Annotated in this window: 22 protein-coding genes and 1 pseudogene; 15 read left to right on the top strand and 8 right to left on the bottom strand. The window is 41.5% G+C overall.

The genetic code is table 11. From position 1 onward, the window contains the following. Positions 1 to 13: 13 nt before the first annotated feature. Complete coding sequence (locus E7T07_RS10090) at positions 14 to 772, bottom strand: DeoR/GlpR family DNA-binding transcription regulator (protein WP_135711017.1); 759 nt, start codon at positions 770 to 772, stop codon at positions 14 to 16. A 175-nt stretch (positions 773 to 947) separates the two neighbouring features. Here E7T07_RS10090 and ltnD point away from each other — a divergent pair, with 175 nt between their 5' ends. The 8 genes from ltnD to E7T07_RS10130 all read left to right on the top strand — a co-directional run bounded on the left by ltnD (position 948) and on the right by E7T07_RS10130 (position 8,999). Then, the gene (ltnD, locus tag E7T07_RS10095) at positions 948 to 1,853 is read left to right on the top strand and encodes an L-threonate dehydrogenase (RefSeq protein WP_135711018.1); all 906 of its coding nucleotides are present in this window, start codon (positions 948 to 950) and stop codon (positions 1,851 to 1,853) included. Between the two features lie 2 nt (positions 1,854 to 1,855). Next, positions 1,856 to 3,097: a 3-oxo-tetronate kinase gene (gene otnK, locus E7T07_RS10100; protein ID WP_135711039.1), complete on the top strand. Its 1,242-nt coding sequence runs from the start codon at positions 1,856 to 1,858 to the stop codon at positions 3,095 to 3,097. Continuing rightward, positions 3,094 to 3,726 carry a 3-oxo-tetronate 4-phosphate decarboxylase gene (otnC, locus tag E7T07_RS10105; RefSeq protein ID WP_135711019.1) on the top strand — a complete coding sequence of 211 codons (633 nt, stop codon included), beginning with the start codon at positions 3,094 to 3,096 and terminating at the stop codon, positions 3,724 to 3,726. Before otnK ends, otnC begins: the two co-directional genes overlap by 4 nt. Positions 3,727 to 3,728: 2 nt before the next feature. Next, positions 3,729 to 4,505: a 2-oxo-tetronate isomerase gene (otnI, locus tag E7T07_RS10110; RefSeq protein ID WP_135711020.1), complete on the top strand. Its 777-nt coding sequence runs from the start codon at positions 3,729 to 3,731 to the stop codon at positions 4,503 to 4,505. Between the two features lie 149 nt (positions 4,506 to 4,654). Continuing rightward, positions 4,655 to 5,341 carry a cyclase family protein gene (locus tag E7T07_RS10115; RefSeq protein ID WP_135711021.1) on the top strand — a complete coding sequence of 229 codons (687 nt, stop codon included), beginning with the start codon at positions 4,655 to 4,657 and terminating at the stop codon, positions 5,339 to 5,341. 62 nt (positions 5,342 to 5,403) lie between these two features. Next, on the top strand, positions 5,404 to 6,117 hold the full coding sequence (locus E7T07_RS10120) for an MIP/aquaporin family protein (protein WP_135711022.1): 714 nt from the start codon (positions 5,404 to 5,406) through the stop codon (positions 6,115 to 6,117). A gap of 335 nt (positions 6,118 to 6,452) precedes the next feature. Then, a complete protein-coding gene (gene tkt, locus E7T07_RS10125; RefSeq protein ID WP_135711023.1) occupies positions 6,453 to 8,459 on the top strand; it encodes a transketolase in 2,007 nt (668 codons plus the stop codon). 69 nt (positions 8,460 to 8,528) lie between these two features. Further along, positions 8,529 to 8,999, top strand: a complete 471-nt coding sequence (locus E7T07_RS10130) for a low molecular weight protein-tyrosine-phosphatase (RefSeq protein ID WP_135711024.1) — start codon at positions 8,529 to 8,531, stop codon at positions 8,997 to 8,999. Positions 9,000 to 9,032: 33 nt separating this feature from the next. Here the strand turns inward: E7T07_RS10130 and dusA are convergent, their stop codons facing one another. Beyond that, positions 9,033 to 10,016, bottom strand: a complete 984-nt coding sequence (gene dusA / locus E7T07_RS10135) for a tRNA dihydrouridine(20/20a) synthase DusA (protein ID WP_135711025.1) — start codon at positions 10,014 to 10,016, stop codon at positions 9,033 to 9,035. A 121-nt stretch (positions 10,017 to 10,137) separates the two neighbouring features. Here dusA and ansB point away from each other — a divergent pair, with 121 nt between their 5' ends. Next, on the top strand, positions 10,138 to 11,181 hold the full coding sequence (ansB, locus tag E7T07_RS10140; protein WP_135711026.1) for an L-asparaginase 2: 1,044 nt from the start codon (positions 10,138 to 10,140) through the stop codon (positions 11,179 to 11,181). Positions 11,182 to 11,373: 192 nt separating this feature from the next. On the opposite strand, the gene E7T07_RS11010 is transcribed toward ansB, so the two are convergent. After that, complete coding sequence (locus E7T07_RS11010; protein ID WP_167874958.1) at positions 11,374 to 11,544, bottom strand: hypothetical protein; 171 nt, start codon at positions 11,542 to 11,544, stop codon at positions 11,374 to 11,376. Between the two features lie 338 nt (positions 11,545 to 11,882). Here E7T07_RS11010 and E7T07_RS10145 point away from each other — a divergent pair. Then, positions 11,883 to 12,104: pseudogene (locus E7T07_RS10145) on the top strand (IS5/IS1182 family transposase); the annotation flags it as partial. Positions 12,105 to 12,401: 297 nt separating this feature from the next. Here E7T07_RS10145 and rhlB read toward each other — a convergent pair. Then, on the bottom strand, positions 12,402 to 13,649 hold the full coding sequence (gene rhlB / locus E7T07_RS10150; protein ID WP_135711027.1) for an ATP-dependent RNA helicase RhlB: 1,248 nt from the start codon (positions 13,647 to 13,649) through the stop codon (positions 12,402 to 12,404). 202 nt (positions 13,650 to 13,851) lie between these two features. On the opposite strand from rhlB, the gene rho reads away from it, so the two are divergent. Continuing rightward, positions 13,852 to 15,114: a transcription termination factor Rho gene (gene rho, locus E7T07_RS10155; RefSeq protein ID WP_135711028.1), complete on the top strand. Its 1,263-nt coding sequence runs from the start codon at positions 13,852 to 13,854 to the stop codon at positions 15,112 to 15,114. 71 nt (positions 15,115 to 15,185) lie between these two features. On the opposite strand, the gene argE is transcribed toward rho, so the two are convergent. Then, positions 15,186 to 16,328: an acetylornithine deacetylase gene (gene argE / locus E7T07_RS10160; protein ID WP_135711029.1), complete on the bottom strand. Its 1,143-nt coding sequence runs from the start codon at positions 16,326 to 16,328 to the stop codon at positions 15,186 to 15,188. A gap of 104 nt (positions 16,329 to 16,432) precedes the next feature. Between argE and argC the strand changes: the two genes are divergently transcribed. From argC to argH, 3 genes are all read left to right on the top strand, one after another. Next, entirely contained in the window at positions 16,433 to 17,443 is a 1,011-nt protein-coding gene (gene argC / locus E7T07_RS10165; RefSeq protein ID WP_135711030.1) for an N-acetyl-gamma-glutamyl-phosphate reductase, read from the top strand. A 1-nt stretch (position 17,444) separates the two neighbouring features. Further along, positions 17,445 to 18,218, top strand: coding sequence for an acetylglutamate kinase (gene argB, locus E7T07_RS10170; RefSeq protein ID WP_135711031.1), 774 nt, complete (start codon positions 17,445 to 17,447; stop codon positions 18,216 to 18,218). A 96-nt stretch (positions 18,219 to 18,314) separates the two neighbouring features. Continuing rightward, positions 18,315 to 19,691, top strand: a complete 1,377-nt coding sequence (argH, locus tag E7T07_RS10175; protein WP_135711032.1) for an argininosuccinate lyase — start codon at positions 18,315 to 18,317, stop codon at positions 19,689 to 19,691. A gap of 69 nt (positions 19,692 to 19,760) precedes the next feature. Here the strand turns inward: argH and E7T07_RS10180 are convergent, their stop codons facing one another. Genes E7T07_RS10180 through metN form a run of 3 tightly spaced genes read right to left on the bottom strand, consistent with a single transcriptional unit; the run spans position 19,761 to position 22,333 of the window. Beyond that, on the bottom strand, positions 19,761 to 20,588 hold the full coding sequence (locus tag E7T07_RS10180; protein ID WP_135711033.1) for a MetQ/NlpA family lipoprotein: 828 nt from the start codon (positions 20,586 to 20,588) through the stop codon (positions 19,761 to 19,763). A 28-nt stretch (positions 20,589 to 20,616) separates the two neighbouring features. After that, positions 20,617 to 21,306 carry a methionine ABC transporter permease gene (locus tag E7T07_RS10185; protein ID WP_135711034.1) on the bottom strand — a complete coding sequence of 230 codons (690 nt, stop codon included), beginning with the start codon at positions 21,304 to 21,306 and terminating at the stop codon, positions 20,617 to 20,619. Further along, the gene (gene metN, locus E7T07_RS10190) at positions 21,296 to 22,333 is read right to left on the bottom strand and encodes a methionine ABC transporter ATP-binding protein MetN (protein ID WP_135711035.1); all 1,038 of its coding nucleotides are present in this window, start codon (positions 22,331 to 22,333) and stop codon (positions 21,296 to 21,298) included. The genes E7T07_RS10185 and metN overlap by 11 nt, the downstream gene beginning before the upstream one ends. A gap of 176 nt (positions 22,334 to 22,509) precedes the next feature. Here metN and gmhB point away from each other — a divergent pair, with 176 nt between their 5' ends. Further along, the gene (gene gmhB / locus E7T07_RS10195) at positions 22,510 to 23,064 is read left to right on the top strand and encodes a D-glycero-beta-D-manno-heptose 1,7-bisphosphate 7-phosphatase (protein WP_135711036.1); all 555 of its coding nucleotides are present in this window, start codon (positions 22,510 to 22,512) and stop codon (positions 23,062 to 23,064) included. Positions 23,065 to 23,261 lie beyond the last annotated feature (197 nt).

A 23,261-nucleotide genomic window follows, 5' to 3' on the forward strand; every position in this document is an offset into this window, starting at 1 on the left:
TTAAGAGCTTATCTTATACCAATAATAGTTCAATATTCATGTCGGTTATGGCCTCTTTCGCATTTTCAGGTAAGCCTTGATCACAAATAATCATATCTAAAGTGTTAAGTGGATAAAGTAAGAAAGTGGCCACTTTTCCATATTTGGATGAATCAGTCACAAGAATATTTTTTTGGCTGGATTGAATAATGGCTTTTTTAACAGGAATTTTTTGCTCATCAGGAGTGGTGAGCCCTTTTAAATTCCAAGAAGACGTAGATATAAACGCAATATCTACCGCAACTTGGCGTAGAAATTGTGCAGCAAGTTCTCCGATGGATGAGCGATTTGATTTATTAACCAATCCCCCCGAATGAATAATATTGCATTGACCATTAACCATTAAATATTGCGCAATGACAAAATCATTGGTGATAACAAGAAGATCTTTCTCGTGGGCGATTTGTTTTGCTATTTCCAATGTAGTGGTGCCGGCATCTAAATAAATAGTTGAGTTAGGTTTAACCAGTTTGGCGGCTTCTTTACCAATGGCAATTTTTTCCTTGGTAGCGAGTAAAGATTTATCATCATGGGTTGGTTCGCTGGCTAAACGTTCAAGAAGCTGTACGCCACCCGATACTGAAATCACCTTCCCTTCTTCTTCCAATTTCTGAATATCACGCCGCACAGTCATATGGGAGACACCTAACTTTTCCACCAGCGTATTAATACTGACAATGCCTTGTTGATGAATGAGATTAAGCAATGTTTGCTGTCTTTCTGCTGGAATCATATATCGTCTCCGTTCTAACTAAATGTCAATTGAATTATACCGCTAAACTGATTATTCTCAAAAAATAACAATATTTAACATTCAATGTTAAAAAATGTGATCCAGTTCTCAGAATTTAACAATTTTTTTGTGCATAATAGCGTCATCAATAATTCAGCTTATGGAGAAAGAAAGGATGGAAAAACAAAATTATTCCGTTGCAGTGATCGGTCTTGGCTCAATGGGCATGGGCGCAGCCGTCTCTTGCATTAATGCAGGATTAACAACCTATGGTATTGATTTAAATCCTGTTGCGCTTGAAAAACTGAAAGCCGCAGGCGCAAAAGCTGTGGCGACAAATGGCAATGATTTTGCGCAGGAATTAGATGCGGTGGTGATTTTAGTCGTTAACGCGGCGCAAGCTAATGCGGCATTATTTGGTGAAAATGGCATTGCTAAAAAATTAAAAGCAGGCACCGCAGTAATGGTGTCTTCCACTATGGCAGCACAAGATGCACAAGCAATTTCACAAAAATTAACAGACTTAGGGTTAATTATGTTAGATGCGCCCGTTTCTGGCGGCGCGGCTAAAGCGTTAAAAGGTGAAATGACCGTCATGGCATCAGGTTCAAAACAAGCATTTGAGCAATTACAACCTGTTTTAGACGCCACTGCTGCAAAAGTTTATAACATCGGCGAAGAAATTGGTTTAGGGGCAACAGTTAAAATTGTTCATCAGTTATTAGCCGGTGTGCATATTGCCGCAGGCGCAGAAGCCATGGCACTTGCCTCAAAAGCTGGTATTCCACTTGATGTGATGTATGACGTTGTGACCAATGCGGCAGGGAACTCTTGGATGTTTGAAAATCGTATGAAACACGTGGTAGAAGGCGATTATACACCGCTTTCTATGGTAGATATTTTTGTGAAAGATTTAGGCTTGGTCAACGACACCGCAAAATCACTCCACTTCCCACTTCATTTAGCAAGCGCCGCCTATTCCATGTTTACCGAAGCCAGCAATGCAGGTTATGGCAAAGAAGACGACAGTGCGGTGATTAAAATTTTCAGTGGCGTGAATTTACCGAAAAAAGGAGCGTAATGATGTTAGGTGTTATTGCAGATGATTTTACGGGCGCCAGCGATATTGCCAGTTTTTTGGTTGAAAATGGCTTAAGTGCGGTGCAAATGAACGGTGTTCCAACCCAACCGTTAAACAGCAAAGTCGATGCCATTGTGATCAGTTTAAAATCACGTTCCAACCCTGTGAATGAAGCTATTGCACAGTCTTTGAGTGCTTATCAGTGGTTAAAAGAAAATGGCTGCACACAATTTTATTTTAAATATTGCTCTACCTTCGACAGCACGGCAAAAGGCAATATCGGCCCGGTCACCGATGCTTTGCTCGATGAATTAAATGAAGATTTCACCGTGATTACGCCGGCTCTTCCTGTGAATGGACGCACGATTTTTAACGGTTATTTATTTGTCGGCGATGTGCTGTTAAGTGAATCAGGCATGAAAAATCACCCGATTACGCCAATGACCGATGCCAATTTAATGCGTTTAATGGATGCACAAGCTAAGGGAAAAACAGGTCTGGTGGCTTATGCTGATGTGATTAAAGGAGCGGATCGCGTAAAAGCGCGTTTTGCAGAATTGAAAGCGCAAGGCTACCGTTATGCGGTGGTGGACGCAGTGGATAATTCCCAGTTGGCTGTGCTGGCTGAAGCCGTGGTAGATTTCAAATTGGTGACAGGCGGTTCAGGCTTGGCAGCCTATATGGCGGCACGTTTAAGTGGTGGCAAACAAGGTGTTAACGCTTTCACGCCAACCAAAGGCAAGACTGTGGTGTTGTCAGGCTCTTGTTCAGTTATGACCAATAAACAAGTGGAAAAATATCGCGAAAAAGCACCGCACTTTCAACTTGATGTTGAGCAAGCGATTCATAATGAAAACTATGTAGAACAGCTTTATCAATGGGTAATAGCGCATCTTGATAGCGCGCTTGCCCCAATGGTCTATGCCACCGTGCCACCAGAAGCGCTCAAAGCCATTCAACATCAATTTGGCGCTGATCAAGCCAGCCACGCCATTGAAAACACTTTCGCCAAACTTGCCGCCAAATTAAAGCAAGCCGGCGTGACTAACTTTATTACTGCTGGCGGTGAAACCTCAAGTATCGTGGTGCAACAACTTGGTTTTACGGGGTTCCATATCGGCAAACAAATTGCCCCAGGTGTGCCTTGGTTGAAAGCGGTAGAAGAAGAAATTTTCCTTGCCCTTAAATCAGGCAATTTTGGCAAAGAAGACTTTTTTGAATATGCACAAGGAATGTTCCTATGACAGATTTAGCCCAAAAAGAATTAATGGTGCAGCTCGGGCGTTCTTTTTATGAGCGGGGTTACACCGTAGGCGGCGCAGGTAATTTGTCCGTCCGCCTCGATGAAAATCGGGTGTTGGTTACGCCAACAGGCTCTTCACTCGGTCGATTAAGTGTAGAACGTTTATCTGTATTGGATATGGAAGGCAATCTCTTGGAAGGCGATAAGCCATCAAAAGAAGCGGTATTCCACTTGGCGATGTATCAAAAGAACCCTGAGTGCAAAGCCATCGTGCATTTACATAGCACTTATTTAACCGCACTTTCTTGCCTTGAGAATTTGGATCCGAGCAATGCGATACAGCCGTTTACACCCTATTACGTAATGCGTGTAGGAAAAATGCAGGTCATTCCCTACTATCGCCCAGGTTCGCCAAAAATTGCAGAAGAATTAGCTAACCGCGCCTTAACCGGCAAAGCGTTTTTACTGGCAAATCATGGCGTTGTTGTCACAGGCTCAGACTTGCTTGATGCGGCGGATAATACTGAAGAGTTGGAGGAAACCGCAAAATTGTTCTTCACCTTGCAAGGACAAAAAATCCGTTATCTCACCGATGAAGAAATTCAAGATTTGGAACACAGAGGAAAATAACTATGCCTAAATTCGCTGCTAACTTAACCATGATGTTTAACGAAGTCCCCTTTTTAGATCGATTTGAAGCGGCTGCGAAAGCAGGATTTAAATACGTGGAATATTTATGGCCTTACGACTATCCCGCTGAAGAATTAAAAGCCAAACTCGATCAATATGGTTTAACTCAAGTCTTATTTAATACTTCTGCGGGCGATATTGCCAAAGGTGAATGGGGCGTTGCGGCGATGCCTGGACGCGAAGCCGAAGCGCGCCGGCATATTGACCAAGCCCTTGATTACGCCATTACCTTAAACTGCCCAACGGTTCATATTATGGCGGCGGTTGTCCCTGAAGGTGAAAGTCGCGAAGCCTATAAACAAACCTTTGTAGAAAACATTCGCTATGCGGCAGAGAAATTCAAACCGCACGGCATTAATATTTGCTTGGAAGCTTTAAGCCCTGAAGTCAAACCTAATTATTTCTTAAAAAGCCAATACGACACCTTGGAAATCGTGGAATTAGTCGATCGCGATAACGTCTTTGTTCAACTGGATTACTTCCACGCGCAAAATGTTGACGGCAATCTTTCTCGTTTAACCGATAAGTTAAACGGCAAATTTGCTCACGTTCAAATCGCGTCCGTACCGGATCGCCATGAACCAGACGAAGGCGAAATTAACTATCAATATATTTTCGATAAGCTCGATGAAATAGGTTATGCCGGATATGTGGGCTGTGAATATAAACCACGTGGTGAAACCGTGGCAGGATTGGATTGGTTTCAGCAGTATAAATAACCCCTAAATAAATTCCTTAAAATTTGACCGCGGTTTTTCGCTGACACATTATTAATGACAATGCTCACAACACAGTGGGGCACTGTGTTTAACAGCCCTGAAGTGATGTAATAGTTACTACAACAAAAACGCAAATAAGGAGATTTACTATGTTTATGTATTTATCACACCCATTAGATCCAAATGATTTAGCTTGGCCTGGTGAACCTGTGGTGGAAGTGACTCGCTGCACGGATGTATGCGAAGAAACGCCTTTCAGTAGCTTTATCAGCAAAGTGCCAAATCATTGTGGTACGCATATGGATGCACCACGCCACTTTGTAAAAGATGGTTTAAGTATCAATGAATTACCAATTGACTATTTCTGCCATAAAGACGTAGCTTTACTTGAAATTCCAAAAGGCGAAGCCGAAGGGATTACCAAAGAAGATTTGGAACCTTATGCAGATATTCTGAGTAAAGTGTCTTTTGCTTTCTTAAGAACTGGTTTTGAAAAATATAGAACTGAAAAGCCGAAAATTTATCAAAGTGAAGGACCTTATATTGCAACGAGTGCAGGGCAATATTTATCTGACACTTTCCCTAATTTAAAAGGCGTGGGTATCGACTTTTTGGCTCTAGGATCACCATCTTCTCGTGTACCTGATGCGGAAAATCCGAAAAATTGTCATCGTGCGATTTTAGGTTATTACACTGGGCGCTTTACAACAGTAATTGAAGATATGCATTTGTCTGAATTACCGAAAGGCGCAAAAGTGAAACAATTCTTTAATGCACCACTTCGTATTGTAGGTTTGGATTCAAGCCAAGTGACTTGTATTGCAGAAGTTGAGTAAAAATTATTGAGTGTTAGAGATACATCTCTAGCACTCATTTTGTATATGGATAGGAGATGATTATGGAGAATATTAATCTTTATCTTGGCGAATTAGTGGGAACCGCTTTCTTTATGGTATTAGGGTTAGGCGTGTGTGCCAATATTTCGTTAAAAAAATCAGGAATGTTTGGTAGTGGTGGATTGCTTGCGGCTTGTGGCTGGGGGCTTTCAATGGTGTCTATTGCCGTAATTTTTGGTCCATTAACAGGGGCTCACGTTAATCCCGCTGTGACAATTGGTTTCTGGGTTGTGGGTAAATTTCCAACGGAACTCGTTTTGGGCTATATTGTTGCACAATTTATTGGAGCCTTTATTGGCGCATTGATTGTATGGCAGTTATTCAAAGATCATCTTGATGAAGAAGAAAATCAAAATTGCCAATTAGGTTCTTTTGCTACCATTGCATCAAATAGCAACAATTTCCGCAACTTGCTATCTGAAATTGTAGCGACCTTCTCATTATTATTTATTTTATTCGCATTAGGTCATCAACAACCTGCAAATGGTGTAGCAATGTTCTTTGTGTTCGCTGGTGTGGCGGGTGGTGTGATGTCTTTTGGTGGATTAACAGGCTATGCCATCAATCCTGCACGTGATTTTATGCCACGTCTCGTTCATGCTATTGTTCCAATCAAAAACAAAGGCAGTTCAAATTTTAGTTATGCTTGGGTACCTATTGTTGGACCTGTGATTGGTGCTGTGGTAGCGGCTTGGTTGTATAAAGTGTTGTTCTGATTTTTAACCGCACTTAGGTAAAGGTGCGGTTAAAATATCTTTCGTTTAGGCAAGTTTTATATGATAAGCAAAAATTATTTATGAATGATTATTTTTACATCAATACTAATGACTTAGATTCTTATGGCAGGACAAGTTATTGGACGTTTCGTTGAATGATATCTGTTCATTAGTGCAACCCACAATTTTTACACAACAACTCATACATTTCGTGAGTAAGATCACAAAATTTAACTTGTGCTAAAACCGAATTATATTAATCCCAACTTTTTTCTCAAAAATCAGGTACAATGTTCGAGTTACACAAACAGGTTATTAGAACACAGGAGTATTAAATGACAGATCAAAAACAACTTGCAAATGCAATTCGTTTTTTAAGTATGGATGCTGTGCAAAAAGCAAAATCCGGGCATCCGGGGGCGCCGATGGGGATGGCGGATATTGCTGAGGTGCTTTGGCGTGGTTTTATGAAACATAACCCGACTAATCCGAAATGGGCGGATCGCGACCGTTTTGTACTTTCTAACGGGCATGGTTCTATGTTGATTTATAGCTTGCTTCATTTAACAGGCTATGATCTTTCTATCGAAGATTTGAAAAATTTCCGTCAACTTCATTCTAAAACCCCGGGGCACCCTGAATATGGTTATGCGCCGGGTGTGGAAACTACAACAGGTCCATTAGGGCAAGGGATTACCAATGCTGTTGGGATGGCGATTGCGGAAAAAACCTTAGCTGCACAATTTAACCGTGACGGTCACGATATTGTAAATCACCACACCTATGTGTTCTTAGGTGATGGCTGTTTGATGGAAGGGATTTCCCACGAAGCTTGTTCATTAGCGGGTACGCTGGGTTTGGGTAAATTAATTGCGTTCTATGATGACAATAATATTTCTATTGATGGTCACGTAGATGGTTGGTTTACGGATAACACAAAACAACGTTTTGAGGCTTATGGTTGGCAAGTTATTGATGCGGTGGATGGTCACAATGCAGCGCAAATCGCAGATGCGGTGAAAAAAGCCCAAGCGGAAACAGATAAACCGACTTTGATTATTTGTAAAACCATTATTGGTTATGGTTCGCCAAATAAAGCGAATTCACACGACAGCCACGGTGCGCCATTAGGGGATGAAGAAATTGCCTTAACCCGTAAAGCATTAAACTGGGATTATGCGCCATTTGAAATTCCAGCGGATATTTATGCGGCTTGGGATGCAAAAGCGGCAGGGGCAAAAGCAGAAGCAGCCTGGAATGAGAAATTTGCTGCCTATGAGCAAGCCTATCCTGAATTAGCGGCAGAATTTAAACGCCGTGTTGCCGGTGAATTACCTGCAAACTGGGCGCAAGAAAGCCAAGCCTTTATTGAAAAATTACAAGCAAATCCAGCGTCAATTGCAAGCCGTAAAGCGTCACAAAATGCCATTGAAGCCTATGCGCATATCTTGCCTGAATTCTTAGGTGGTTCAGCCGACTTAGCAGGGTCAAACTTAACCCTATGGTCGGGTTCACGCCCAATTCGCGCCAAAGAAAACCAAGACGGTAACTACATCAACTATGGTGTCCGTGAATTTGGTATGTCCGCGATTATGAATGGTATTGCGTTACACGGCGGTTTCATTCCTTACGGTGCGACTTTCTTAATGTTCTATGAATATGCACACAACGCAGTGCGTATGGCGGCGTTAATGAAACAACGTTCATTGTTTGTGTACACTCATGATTCAATTGGTTTAGGCGAAGATGGTCCGACTCACCAACCGGTAGAACAAACTGCGGCGTTGCGTTTAATTCCTAATTTGGAAACATGGCGTCCGGCAGACCAAGTGGAATCGGCCATTGCATGGCAACAAGCGGTGGAACGTAAAGAGGGTCCATCGGCATTGATTTTCACACGTCAAAACTTGCCACAATTAGGCCGCACTTCAGCGCAATTGGACAATGTAAAACGTGGTGGTTACATTGTGCGTGAATGTTGTGAAAAAGGAAATTGCCCTGATTTAATTCTGATTGCAACAGGTTCTGAAGTGGAACTTGCGATTAAAGCTGCAGAAGTATTGGATGCAGAAGGCGTGAAAGTTCGCGTGGTTTCAATGCCAAGCACGAACCGTTTTGATAAACAAGATGCGGCATATCGTGAAAGCGTATTGCCAAGCAATGTGACAAAACGCGTGGCGATTGAAGCACAAATTTCAGACTTCTGGTACAAATATGTGGGTCTTGAAGGCCGCATTGTAGGCATGAACACATTTGGTGAATCTGCGCCTGCGGATCAATTATTCAAATTGTTCGGCTTTACCGTAGAAAATGTGGTGGCAAAAGCGAAAGAAATTTTATAAATTTTATCGCACTTTTCCTTGGGACAGGCTTGATGCCTGTCCCTTTTGTATTGAACGTGAGGAAAGAAAATGAAGAAAATCAAAATATTGTTCGTTTGTTTGGGGAACATTTGCCGTTCGCCTATGGCGGAATATTTAATGCGCGACAAAATTGCGAAAGTTGGCTTGAGTGAGCTGATTGAAACAGATAGCGCGGGGACGTTAGGGGAAAATGATGGCGAAGGAATGCATTGCGGCACAGCGGATGTCTTAGATCGTTTGAAGATTTATAGCAATGATTTTGTTAGCCGAAAAGTGCGGTCAGAAGATGTGGATATTTTTGATTATATCGTGACAATGGATCATCAGAATTTACGCGATATTGAGCAATTGTTCGGTAAACGCGATAAGATCTTTGCGATTGCGAGCCTTTGCCCTGATTTGCCTTATGATCATATTCCTGATCCATGGTACACCCACCGATTTGATGAAACTTATCAGTTGTTAGATGTGTGTTGTGATGCGTTGTTAGCGAAAATCAGACAAGAGCATAAAATCTAATATTAGGACAGAGATAATCCCTGTCCCAAGGCATTATGCTTCCACAAAACCTAATGCCGTTTCTACCACGTCAATGCCTGCACCTGGTTTGTGGGCATTTTCGCTTAAGTAACGCCGCCATTGGCGGGCGCCTTTGCAGTTTTGGAATGCGCCAAGCATATGGCGTGTGATATGGTTGAGATAAACGCCTTGGCTTAATTGGTTTTCAATATAAGGCAACATTTTTTCTACTGCTTGGCGCGCCGTAATAATGGGCGCATTTTCATCAAATAAGGCATTATCGATAACCCCTAACAAAGATGGATTTTGATAGGCTTCACGTCCTACCATCACGCCGTCGACGTATTGTAAATGGGTTTTCATTTCTTCAATGGTTTTAATTCCGCCGTTAATGCTAATCAATAGGTCAGGAAAATCTCGTTTCAGTTGATACACTCGTTCATAATCAAGGGGTGGAATTTCGCGGTTTTCTTTGGGACTTAAGCCTGAAAGCCACGCTTTTCTCGCGTGAACAATGAGTTCATGACAACCTGTGTTTTTGACTTTTTCTACAAAGTCACACAGAAATTCGTAACTATCTAATTCATCAATGCCGATACGCGTTTTCACTGTAACAGGAATTTTCACCGCACTTTGCATCGCCGAAACACAATCTGCCACTAAATCCGCCTTTGCCATTAAGCAGGCACCAAACATACCATTTTGCACGCGGTCTGACGGACAACCTACGTTTAAATTGATTTCCACATAACCACGTTCTTCAGCCAGTTTGGCGCAATGGCGAAGTTGTTCAGGATCGCTTCCCCCAAGTTGAATGGCTACAGGGTTTTCTGCCGGATCAAAAGCCAAATGGTCATATTTTGCGTGAATAATCGCCTGACTGGTAACCATCTCGGTATAAAGTAAGGCATGCTGTGAAAATTGACGGTGAAAATAACGACAGTGGCGCGTTGTCCAGTCCAGCATTGGCGCAACAGAAAAACGCCCACGATAAAAGTGCGGTTGATTTGGATTCATTTTTAGCTTGTTTAATTAGAAATTTTGGGGATTATACCTAAATTATTTTATGTTGAGAATTTTATATAAACGTGTAATGCTTGCGCCATTCTTTTTTAACTTTACTTATAGGAGATGACCTATGAAAAAATGCTTATTAGCAACTTTATTAGGCTTGGTATTGGGCACGGCACAAGCGGCTGAATTACCGAAAATTACCGTGTTAGCAACCGGTGGGACGATTGCGGGCAGTGGTGAAACCGCGGTGAGTTCTGCTTATAAAGCGGGGCAGCTGAATGTAGATGCGTTGATTAATGCGGTGCCTGAGATTAAAAACTTGGCGGATGTGAAAGGCGAGCAAATTGTGAAAATCGGTTCGCAAGATATGTCGGACGAGGTATGGTTGAAGTTGGCAAAAGCCATTAACAAACAATGTGCAGACACCGATGGTTTTGTGATTACCCACGGCACGGATACCATGGAAGAAACTGCGTATTTCTTAGATTTAACCACTAAATGTGAAAAACCTGTGGTGTTGGTTGGAGCAATGCGTCCTGCTACAGAGAAAAGTGCGGACGGTCCGTTGAATTTATATAATTCTGTGGTGGTGGCGACCGATAAGAAAACCGGAAAACGTGGTGTTGTTGTGGCAATGAATGATGAAGTTTTGGGTGCGCGCGATGTGACGAAAACCAGCACAACCGCGGTTCAAACCTTTGAAGCACCAAACTTTGGTCCACTTGGCTTTATTCATAACAGCAAAGTCACTTACGTGCGTTCACCGGAAAGTAAGCATACCGTTAATTCACCCTTTAATGCGGATAAATTAGAAAGCTTGCCAAAAGTGGGCATCATTTATGCTTATTCCAATATGCCGACTGAGCCGTTAAAAGCCTTATTAGACGCAGGTTATCAAGGTATTGTGGTTGCGGGCGTGGGTAATGGTAATATGAACGCGGCAAACCTTGAATTGCTTGAAAAAGCGGCTAAAGACGGCGTTGCTGTGGTGCGTTCATCACGTGTTCCAACAGGTTATACCACGCGTGATGCGGAAGTGGATGATAGCAAATACGGCTTTGTGGCGGCAGGAACGCTAAACCCACAAAAAGCGCGAGTTTTATTGCAATTAGCCTTAACACAAACCAAAGAAATGAAAGTGATTCAACAATATTTTGATGAGCTTTAATTTGGGGGAAGTGGGTTAAAGCGCGGTGTAAAAACAATATCTTTTTCACTGTGCTTCAGATTGCTGACAAATCTCTAGACCTCTCGCTAGAGGTTTGATCTAGGTGTAATAGACAAAATAGTTGCTAAAAGCTGGCCTAAAGCCTAAACTTAAATTTAACCGCCATAAAAAAATGCCTTTAACCGATTAAAGTTAAAGGCATTTTAATACATAATCTGATTGAGTGAGTAAATCTCTTACACTCATTGGGCAACGTAAACGAGTGGTATCTTCTGCAAAGCTCACTTCTACTTTAGGTCTTTTATTTTCTTCGCTTTCATCGTCATCAAGGTTGATGCATATATCAAAAACGGCTAATACCACTTGATTATCTGCGATTTCGTATGCACCATAATAGTAAATAAACTATATAGCGGACGATCTATTTGTTTAGCGATACTACGCAAAGATTTATGCAGGGAAAAGAAACTGAAATCAAAGGTAGATTCTGAATAAATCGTTGCTAATCCTTTCATAAATTCCTTAAAATCTTCATAGGACAATTCAAGTATAAAAAATAAACGACATAGAAATTTGGTATAATTTAGTTCACCAAAACCTAACCATCCCATACAAACTATGTCGCTTAGAACGATTAAATGCCTGGCTTATTTACTCGACCGTACAGGGCGTGTTTATAATAAGCCTGAACATCGTAAGGAAAAAAGGCAACTCCAGTGATATCTAGAAAGCGAAATTCAAAAATAGGAAACCACGATGTGGATTGGTGTCTTTATCGCTATCGCCACTTGGTCGAAAATGCTTTTGCACTGTTAAAACAATACCGAGCCATTGCGACTTGGTATGATAAATTGGCAAGAAATTACGCAACATCGCTGGCAATAACTTGCTGTATTCGCTGGGTTAAGTTGATATTTGGTTAGAATTTGTACTCAAAAGATCAACACGCCCTAATATTCAGAGATACTTTATTAAATTTCTCCCTGCAATCTCTTTCGCCATATTCCGCCATTATTCAATAACCCCTTATAAAACCTAGTTTTATCACCTTTCTTTTTTCCGTGTTTGTCCGTTATTATACGTTTACAGCTTGAAATTTTAGGCGTACTTTTTGAAAAGTGTTTTTGGGCGTACCCTTAAAATTGACAAAACTCTTATAAATAAAGGCTTGATAAAGAATGGTTAGAATAGCTAAACCATAAAAAATACGGAAGCGTAAATTATAAACATATTTTAAGGTTGAATTTTACTTTTTTGTTAGCCGATAATTCTCGCTGAATTCGTAATGGCTTTGGTAAGTCATCGATCAACGAATCAGGATCATATTGGCTAACAGGGATATGATGTCCAATATATTCTTCAATCGCGGGTAGGTTCATGGCATATTGTTCGCAAGCAAAGCTAATGGAAACGCCGCTTTCACCTGCACGCCCTGTTCGTCCAATGCGATGAACATAGTCTTCTCGATCGTCTGGCAGATCGTAGTTAAAGACGTGGGTGACATCAGGAATGTGCAATCCACGGGCGGCAACATCGGTTGCCACAAGAATATCTAAATCACCGTCAGTAAATTGTTTGAGCAAACTTAAGCGTTTTTTTTGTGCAATATCCCCCGTGAGTAAACCTACACGATGCCCATCTGCTGCAAGATAGCCCCAAATTTTTTCGCAACTATGTTTGGTATTCGAGAAAATAATGCAACGTTCAGGCCATTCTTCTTCTAGTAGAGTCATCAACAAGGCGATTTTATCTTCATTAGACGGGTAGAATAATTCTTCTTTAATACGATGTCCTGTGCGTTGTAATGGCTCGATTTCTACATATTCAGGGTTGTTCATATCTTCAAAAGCCAATTCGCGGACTTTATAAGAAAGCGTTGCCGAAAACAGCATGGTCAGGCGATGTTGTGGGCTTGGGCATTTGCGTAATAAGTAGCGAATATCTTTGATAAAACCCAAGTCAAACATACGATCCGCTTCATCAAGGACAACCACTTGAATGTGGTTTAGGCTGATAATTCCTTGCTTCACATAATCAATAACGCGTCCGGTAGTGCCGATTAGAATATCTACGCCCTGTTCAATGGCTTTCAGTTGCTTATCATAACCATCACCACCATAAGCAAGTGCGGTGCGTAATGCCGTTGTTTTAACCAGTAATTCCGCATCTTTCGCAATCTGCACAGCCAGCTCACGAGTAGGCGCGAGAATTAATGCGCGCGGTTGGTTTGAAATCAATTCCGGTTGATGTTCAAGCAGATGATGGAATGTGGCGGTTAGAAATGCCATAGTTTTCCCCGTGCCTGTTTGCGCTTGTCCTGCGACATCTTTGCCTTGCAAGGTAATAGGTAATGATAAGGCTTGAATTGGGGTGCAATATTCAAAACCTTTATTTTGTAATGCAGAAAGGACTTTTGGATTTAACGGTAAATCAGCAAAACGCTGTTGAGATAAGTGTTCAGTTGTCATAATGTTGAATTTAAATAAAAATTGTCGCTAGCATAACACGATATGCAAAATATCCCTAAATTTAACCGCACTTTTTTCGCGAAAACCTTAGGAAAAACTAGACAGGTTGCTTATTTAGTGATACCTTTACGCCCATTCTAAAACGGCATACAGGAAAAATGCCGATCACAGTATCCAATCAAATTAATTCAACATTTCAATTATGCATTTAACAGAACTGAAAAATACGCCCGTATCAACTTTAGTTGAACTTGGCGAAGGTCAAATGGGCTTAGAAAATTTAGCGCGTTTACGTAAACAAGACATCGTTTTTGCTATCTTAAAACAACACGCGAAAAGCGGCGAAGATATTTTTGGCGGCGGTGTATTAGAAATTTTACCCGATGGTTTTGGCTTCTTACGTTCCGCAGACAGCTCCTATTTAGCCGGCCCTGATGATATTTATGTTAGCCCAAGCCAAATCCGCCGCTTTAACCTGCAAACAGGGGATAAAGTAGAAGGGAAAATTCGCCCACCAAAAGAAGGTGAACGCTATTTTGCCTTGTTAAAAGTGGATCAAGTTAATGATGACAAACCTGAAGTTTCTCGCAGCAAAATTTTATTTGAGAACTTAACCCCATTACATGCCAATTCACGCTTACGTATGGAACGTGGAAACGGCTCTACAGAAGACTTAACCGCACGTATTTTAGATTTAGCTTCCCCCATTGGTAAAGGTCAGCGTGGTCTGATTGTTGCCCCACCAAAAGCGGGTAAAACCGTTTTACTGCAAAATATCGCGCAAAGCATTACTCACAATTACCCTGAATGTGAGCTGATTGTCTTATTAATTGATGAACGTCCGGAAGAAGTGACAGAAATGCAACGCACGGTACGTGGTGAAGTAATTGCTTCAACCTTTGACGAACCCGCTGCTCGTCACGTTCAAGTGGCAGAAATGGTTATCGAAAAAGCAAAACGTTCGGTTGAACATAAAAAAGACGTGGTCATTTTGTTAGACTCTATTACGCGTTTAGCGCGTGCTTATAACACCGTCACCCCAGCTTCAGGCAAAATTCTTTCGGGTGGTGTGGATGCTAATGCGTTACATCGTCCAAAACGTTTCTTTGGTGCCGCGCGTAATGTAGAAGAAGGCGGTAGTTTAACCATTATTGCCACCGCACTTGTGGATACCGGGTCGAAAATGGATGAAGTGATTTTCGAAGAGTTCAAAGGAACGGGTAATATGGAATTACACTTATCGCGCAAAATCGCAGAAAAACGTGTCTTCCCGGCCATTGACTTTAACCGTTCAGGTACTCGTAAAGAAGACTTGCTCACCACACCGGATGAATTACAAAAAATGTGGATTTTACGTAAAATTCTTAACCCAATGGGCGAAGTGGAAGCGATGGAATTCTTAATTGATAAATTAATGGTCGCGAAAACCAACGAAGAATTTTTTGAAGTCATGAAACGTTCATAAATGTTCAATGCTTAAAATAAGTTAGAAATAACCGCACTTTGAAAATAGTAATTAGGAAGTGCGGTTATTTTTTAGCAAAAATGCATAATCATTTTGGTGAGTAAATCGCGAGTGGGTTGGATAAACTCGGCGGCTAAAAATTCATCCGGTTGATGAGCTTGTTCAATAGAGCCGGGGCCTAATACCAAGGTTGGGCAAAGTTCTTGGATAAATGGGGCTTCTGTGCAGTAATTTACCACTTCGCATTTTTCGCCTAACAATTTTTCTACCACTTGAACCACTTGCGCATTGTGTTCACATTCATAACCCGGAGTCGGTTCGTGTAGATTACGAAGGGTTAAACGATCGCCATATTGCTCAAACATCGGTGTGAGTTTTTCTCGTAACATTTCATCTAAATCTTCCAAACGCATCGCAGGCAACGGGCGAATGTCAAAATGCAATTCGCAACAACCACAAATTCGATTTACTGCATCACCGCCATGAATTGCACCTAAATTCATCGTTGGGTAGGGAATTTCAAAATCAGCATGGTGATATTTTTCGCGTAACTCATTACGTAGTTGCATTAAATAGCCTGTGGCTTCGTGCATTAATTCAATGGCATTGACGCCTTTACTTGGGTCGCTGGAATGTCCTGACTTACCAATAATTTGTACCGCTTTACCGATATGCCCTTTGTGCGCGCGAACGGGGCGTAAGGAAGTCGGTTCGCCAATAATGGCACAATCGGGACGAATATGGGTATGCTTAATAAAAACGCGCGTACCAAGCATCGTGGTTTCTTCATCTGCCGTGGCTAAAATGCGTAACGGTTTCGTCAGTTTAGTTAAATCGATCTGTTGAATAGCATCTAAGACAAAGGCAAAGAACCCTTTCATATCTGCGGTACCTAAGCCATAAAATTTGCCGTTTTGTTCCGTCAATTTAAAGGGATTAAACGTCCAACGCCCTTCATCAAAAGGCACAGTGTCCGTATGTCCTGCTAATAATAAACCGCCTTCCCCTTCGCCATAAGTGGCTAATAAATTGTATTTATCGTTGCTTCCTTCCACAGGCAGAATTTCGGTTTTAAAACCTAAATCCGACAACCAGGTTGCCATCAATTCGATTAAAGTGCGGTTGGAAATATCGTTGTTTTGATCAATATCGCTAATGGTAGGAATCTCGATAAGTTGGGAATACATATCAAGAAATGCGGGAAGTTTTTTCATCAGATTTACCTCTAAATAAAGGTTGATTTTTACATATTTATGCAGAATAATAGCATAACTAATCACTTAAATGAATTTTTATCTATTATACACAGGATTAAGCAATGGCACAAAAAGCAATCGTTGTGGGCGCAAGTGGCTATACGGGCGCAGAATTGGCGCGCATTCTCACTCATCACCCTGAATTTGAATTGGCAGGTTTATATGTTTCAACTAACAGCGCAGACGCCAATAAGCCAATTTCCACTCTTTACCCACAATTACGTTCCATTTGTGATTTGCCGTTGCAGCCGTTACCTGAAGATTTAAGCGAAATTGCGCAAAACGCTGATTTAGCTTTTTTGGGTACCGTACACGAAGTAAGCCATGATCTTGCGCCAATTTTCTTAGAAAATGGCTGTAAAGTGTTCGATCTTTCCGGTGCATTTCGAGTCAATAGCACAGAATTTTATACTCAATATTACGGTTTTGAACATCAATATCCTGAGTTATTGCAAAAAGCTGTTTATGGTTTAGCGGAATGGAACGCCGACAAAATTGCACAAACGGATTTAGTGGCTGTGGCAGGTTGCTACCCAACGGTTTCGCAACTTAGTTTAAAGCCATTGATTGAAAATAATTTATTAGATCTCAATCAGTTGCCGATTATCAATGCAGTCAGTGGGGTTAGCGGTGCAGGCAGAAAAGCTAGCTTGACCAACTCTTTTTGTGAAGTGAGTTTAAATGCTTACGGCGTATTTAATCATCGCCACCAGCCTGAAATTTCCACTCATTTAGGCACAGAAGTGATTTTTACACCGCATTTGGGCAATTTTAAACGCGGTATTCTTGCCACTATTACGGCAAAATTGAAGGCAGGTGTCACCGATGAACACATCAAAGCGGCTTATGCACAATATTATGCCAACCGCCCATTAGTTCGTGTTTATGAAAGTGGATTGCCGGCCATTAAAGCAGTAGAATTTACCCCATATTGTGATATTGGTTTTGCCACCAAAAACGGGCATATCATCATCGTTGGCGCGGAAGACAACTTATTAAAAGGCGCGGCAGCACAGGCGGTGCAATGCGCCAACATCCGTTATGGTTTTAATGAAGTATTAGGATTAATTTAAGATGCGACCATTAGTGATCAAATTAGGCGGTGTGCTACTCGACACCCCCGAAGCAATGCATAATTTACTGACCGCACTTGGCGATTATCTCAAAAACGGCAGCCGCCCGTTAGTTATCGTACACGGTGGCGGTATTGTAGTGGATAATTTACTCAAGCGTTTAAACTTACCTGTTCAAAAGAAAAACGGCTTACGCATCACGCCTAGCGATCAAATTGATATTATCGCTGGCGCATTAGCCGGCATTGCGAACAAAACGCTTGTTGCCCAAGCGGCTAAATTTAACTTAAACCCGGTAGGGTTGAGTTTAGCCGATGGTGAAATGACCGTGGCGAAACAATTTGATCCTGAATTAGGACATGTAGCCAATGTTGAGCCGAATAAAGCGGATTTACTGAACAACTTACTTTCAAGCGCATTTTTGCCGATTATCAGTTCCATTGCGGTGGACGAAAATGGCTTGCTGATGAACGTTAACGCGGACCAAGCGGCAACCGCGATCGCGGCATTGATTAATGCGGATCTTGTGATGCTTTCTGATGTAAATGGCGTGTTAGATGCAGATAAAAAATTGATTGCCACGCTTAATTCTGCACAAATTGCACAATTGATTGCCGATCAAGTCATTACTGATGGTATGATTGTGAAAGTCAACGCGGCATTAGACGCTGCCAAAATTCTTGGTCGCGGTGTGGATATTGCAAACTGGAAATATCCCGAAAAATTAACCGCACTTTTTGCAGGTGAAATTATCGGCACGCGAATTACGGCATAGCATAATGTAGCGATGGGGGTTATCCCTGTCTCCGCACAAAATCATCGGACAGGCATAAAGCCTGTCCCTACAACATACAACAAAAAGGAAAATCATATGGCTCTATGGGGCGGTCGCTTCACACAAGCAGCAGACAAACGTTTTAAAGATTTTAACGACTCACTTCGTTTTGATTATCGTCTTGCGGAACAAGACATTGAAGGCTCAATCGGTTGGTCAAAAGCCTTGGTGAGCGTTAACGTATTAACGGCAGAAGAACAACAACAATTAGAAGTGGCGCTTAATGAATTACTCATTGAAGTGCGGTCAAATCCACAGGCGATTTTGCAAGATGATGCGGAAGATATTCATAGCTGGGTGGAATCAAAGCTCATCGATAAAGTAGGCAATTTAGGTAAGAAACTTCATACAGGTCGTTCGCGTAATGACCAAGTGGCGTTGGACATCAAAATGTGGTGTAAAGCGCAAGTGCTTGAGTTAAAACGTTCTGTACGCGATTTGCAAGCTAAATTGGTGGAAACCGCAGAAAACACACAAGATGCAGTTATGCCGGGTTACACCCATTTACAACGGGCACAACCGATCAGCTTTGCCCATTGGTGTATGGCCTATGTAGAAATGTTAGAACGCGATTATTCCCGTTTAACGGATGCTTACCAGCGTATGAACAGCTGCCCATTGGGTAGCGGTGCTTTAGCAGGCACAGCTTATCCTATCGATCGCGAACAACTTGCGAAAGATCTAGATTTTGCCTTTGCCACACGCAACAGCTTAGACAGCGTATCAGACCGCGACCATATCATTGAATTGCTTTCAACCGCATCATTAAGTATGGCGCACTTATCACGCTTTGCGGAAGATATGATTATTTTTAACAGTGGCGAAGCAGATTTCGTGGAATTATCTGACCGCGTGACATCAGGTTCATCCTTAATGCCACAGAAGAAAAACCCTGATGCTTGCGAATTAATTCGTGGTAAAGCAGGGCGCGTTATTGGGTCATTAATGGGCATGCTCACCACCGTTAAAGGCTTGCCACTTGCCTATAACAAAGATATGCAAGAAGACAAAGAAGGTATTTTCGATGCCTTAGACACTTGGCACGATTGCTTAACTATGGCGGCCTTCGTATTAGAAGATATTAAAGTCAACGTAGAACGTACGCGTGAAGCTGCTCTAAAAGGCTATTCAAATGCCACAGAATTAGCAGATTATCTCGTTGCCAAAGGCGTCCCATTCCGCGACTCACACCACATTGTTGGCGAAACGGTCGTTTATGCGATCAAAGTTCACAAAGGCTTAGAAGATTTAAGCGTAGAAGAATTCCGTCAATTCAGCGATGTAGTTTCCGAAGATGTGTATGAAATCCTGTCATTACAATCTTGTTTAGACAAACGCTGTGCCAAAGGTGGGGTTTCACCGGTTCGTGTAGCAGAAGCTATCGCAGAAGCCAAAGCACGTATTCAAGCGTAATTTAAAATATGACAAAAAACGACCGCACTTTTGAGGAGGTGCGGTCGTTTTGTTTTTATTATCAGTTGATTACCAACCTTTTACCACGCCATCTTTAAAGTGTTTTACGGCTTCTTGGTATACTTCTTCAGTTTGGTACGCTTTTACAAAGTTTTTCACAGCTTCGCTGTCTTTGTTATCTTGACGGGCAACGATAATGTTGACATATGGACTGTCTTTGTCTTCTACGAATACACCGTGTTCAGCAGCATTTAAACCTACTTGACCTGCATAAGTATTGTTTACTACCGCTAAATCTACGTCATCTAATGCACGTGCGGCAACGGCAGTGTCAACCGGTGTGATTTGAAGGTTTTTCGGGTTTTCAACAATATCAAGTGGTGTTGCGTTTAAGTTTGTATTGTCTTTTAATTTGATTAAACCTTGTTTTTCTAACAAGATTAATGCACGACCTTGGTTAGATGGATCGTTAGGTACAGCGACTTTCGCGCCATCTTTTAATTCATCTAATTTTTTGATGGTTTTTGAATAACCGGCTAACGGATAAACGAACGTGTTGCCCACAATCACTAAATTAGTGAGATTATTTGCTTTGCTGTCTGAATCTAAATAAGGTTTGTGTTGCATTGCGTTGATATCAAGGTCACCTTTGCTTACCGCTGTATTTGGCAATGCATAGTCGTTAAATTCTACAAATTTAACATCTAAGTTGTATTTTTCTTTTGCTACTTTGGCAGCAATTTCAGCTACTTGGTGTTCAGGGCCTGACATGACGCCGACAGTAATCGTTTGTGGAGCTTGTGCAGCTGCAGCTTCAGTTTTTTTGTCTTCTTTACATGCAGTTAAGGCAAATACAGACGCAAGTGCGGTGACAGTTAAGAGTTTTTTTAAGTTCATAGAAACTTCCTATATAAGATGATTGAAATTAACGGCGATCAAAATGATCAGCCAATTTGTTGCCGTATCGTTCGCAGATCATAACGATTAATACGATGATAATGGTTGCAATCCAAAGAACGAAAGGCATATTACGGTGTAAACCATAAGAAATCGCGGTATTACCTAAGCCGCCGCCACCAACAGCCCCTGCCATTGCTGAGTAGCCGATTAAGGTGACGAAAGTAAGCGTTGCAGCTTTGATTAACATTGGCATCGCTTCAGGTAAATAGAATTTGGTCACTAATTGCCAAACGGTTGTGCCCATGGCTTTTGCGGTTTCTGTTAAACCACTCGGAACATCGCCGAGGGCATTTGCTGTTAAACGCGCGAAGAATGGCATTGCCGCCATCCCCAATGGGATAATGGATGCGGTGGTTCCTAGGGTGCTGCCTGTTAACATTCTTGTTACGGGCATTAACACCAGTAATAAGATAATAAACGGTACAGAGCGCCCAATATTAATTAATAATTCTAACACACGATTTAATTTAGGGTTTTCAAGGACTTCGCCTTTACGGGTTAAGAACGTTAATATTCCCAATGGCGAGCCGAACACGATAGCAAAAATTGTGGCCGCTAGTGTCATATAAATTGTTTCAATCGTGCTAGAACCCAGCAATTCCCAGACTTGCGGCGTGAGTTGGCGATTAAATTCTGCTATTAAATTATCCCACATAACCTAATACCTCCACGCGGACATTGTTTTCCATTAAATAGACTTTTGCTTGAGTGATAGCATCTTCATCGCCTTCCATTTCTGCAATGGTAAAGCCAAATTTTGTGCCGCCTGCGTAATCAATTTGTGACATTAAAATGCTTAAACTGACATCAAATTTACGAGAAGCTTGTGATAAAACAGGGGCATCAACGGTTCTGCCTGTAAATTCAAAACGAATAACCGGGCGAGAATGTTCTGAACGCGGTGTATCAGACAGTAGTTCAAGGTATTCATCAGGCAATTGGTAATGGAACGTTGAGCTGATGAACTCTTGTGCAAGTTCTGTTTTAGGGTTTGAGAAGATTTCGCTAACGGTTCCTTGCTCTACCAAGCGGCCTTTATCAATCACTGCAACTTGGTCACAAATGCGTTTTACGACTTCCATTTCGTGCGTAATGAGTAATACGGTAATGCCTAAAGTGCGGTTAATTTCTTTTAATAATTTTAAGATAGACTGCGTAGTGGCAGGGTCTAAGGCGCTGGTAGCTTCGTCACAAAGCAACACTTTAGGTTCTGTCGCTAATGCACGAGCAATGGCAACCCGTTGTTTTTGACCGCCAGATAAGTTGGCGGGATACGCATCTTTTTTGTCCGATAAGCCTACAAGTGCTAATAATTCGGTTACGCGCTTTTGAATTTGCTCTTTAGGCAGATGTTCTAATTCTAAAGGTAAAGCGATATTGCCAAATACCGTACGCGAACTGAGTAGGTTGAAATGTTGGAAGATCATACCGATTTTACGGCGAGCCAATAAAAGGCGGGCATCATCTAGTTCGGTTAATTCTTCATTGTCAACCATAATGCTACCAATGGTTGGTTTTTCGAGTAAATTAACGCAACGAATGAGCGTGCTTTTACCGGCACCGGATGCGCCAATAACACCACAGATTTGTCCTTGTGGTACATGAAGAGTGACGTTATCAAGTGCGGTTAATTTTTGCCCTGAAACATCAAAAATTTTGCTAATGTTGGTTAGCTTAATCATATAAGCCCTTTCTTTATATATAGTTATGATTTTTCCGTATTTTAGACAGCAACGCGGTAGTGTCAACCTTTATTCGGTGTATTTTTAGATCTCTTAGTTATTTCATAGAAGCAATTTGCGCATAAAGGTGAGAAAAGCGATAATAGCTTCGGTGATTTTTTGAAAGGATAGATAAAGTGAATAAAGCAATTTTTTTAGATCGTGACGGCACATTAAATGTGGATCATGGTTATGTACATCAAATTGATGACTTCCAATTTATCGAAGGAAGTATTGAAGCATTACAAGAATTGAAAAAAATGGGCTACTTACTGGTGTTGGTGACAAACCAGTCGGGAATTGCTCGGGGATATTTTTCAGAAGATCAATTTTTAAGTTTGACGGAATGGATGGATTGGTCGCTGGCAGATCGTGGTGTGGATTTAGATGGTATTTATTATTGTCCTCATCATCCTGAAGGCAAAGGTGAATTTAAGCAAGACTGTGATTGTCGCAAGCCGAAAGGGGGAATGTTGTTGCAGGCAATCAAAGAATTGCATATTGATCCGGCTAGATCATTTATGGTTGGCGATAAGGTTGAAGATTTGCAAGCTGCTGTTGCGGCAAAAGTGCGGTCAAAAATTTTAGTGAAAACAGGTAAGCCTGTTACAAAAGAAGGAGAAGAATTAGCGGATTTTGTCCTTGAAAGTATCGCAGATTTACCGAGAATTGTACGTAAAATAGCAAAATAGTTTAAAAGATCGGCAAATAAGATCTTTTTTAAAAAATTTTGAAAAAAGTGCTTGCAAAGGATTTTGAAATCCCTATAATACGCCCCACACAACGACACGCTGTTGTGAAAACAAAAAAAGCCAGTGTGTCGTTATTTTTTGCTCTTTAACAATTTATCAGACAATCTGTGTGGGCACTTGTAAGAATTCGTTTTGAA

The sequence above is a fragment of the Actinobacillus porcinus genome (assembly GCF_901764995.1).
GTDB classification, from domain to species: domain Bacteria; phylum Pseudomonadota; class Gammaproteobacteria; order Enterobacterales; family Pasteurellaceae; genus Exercitatus; species Exercitatus porcinus.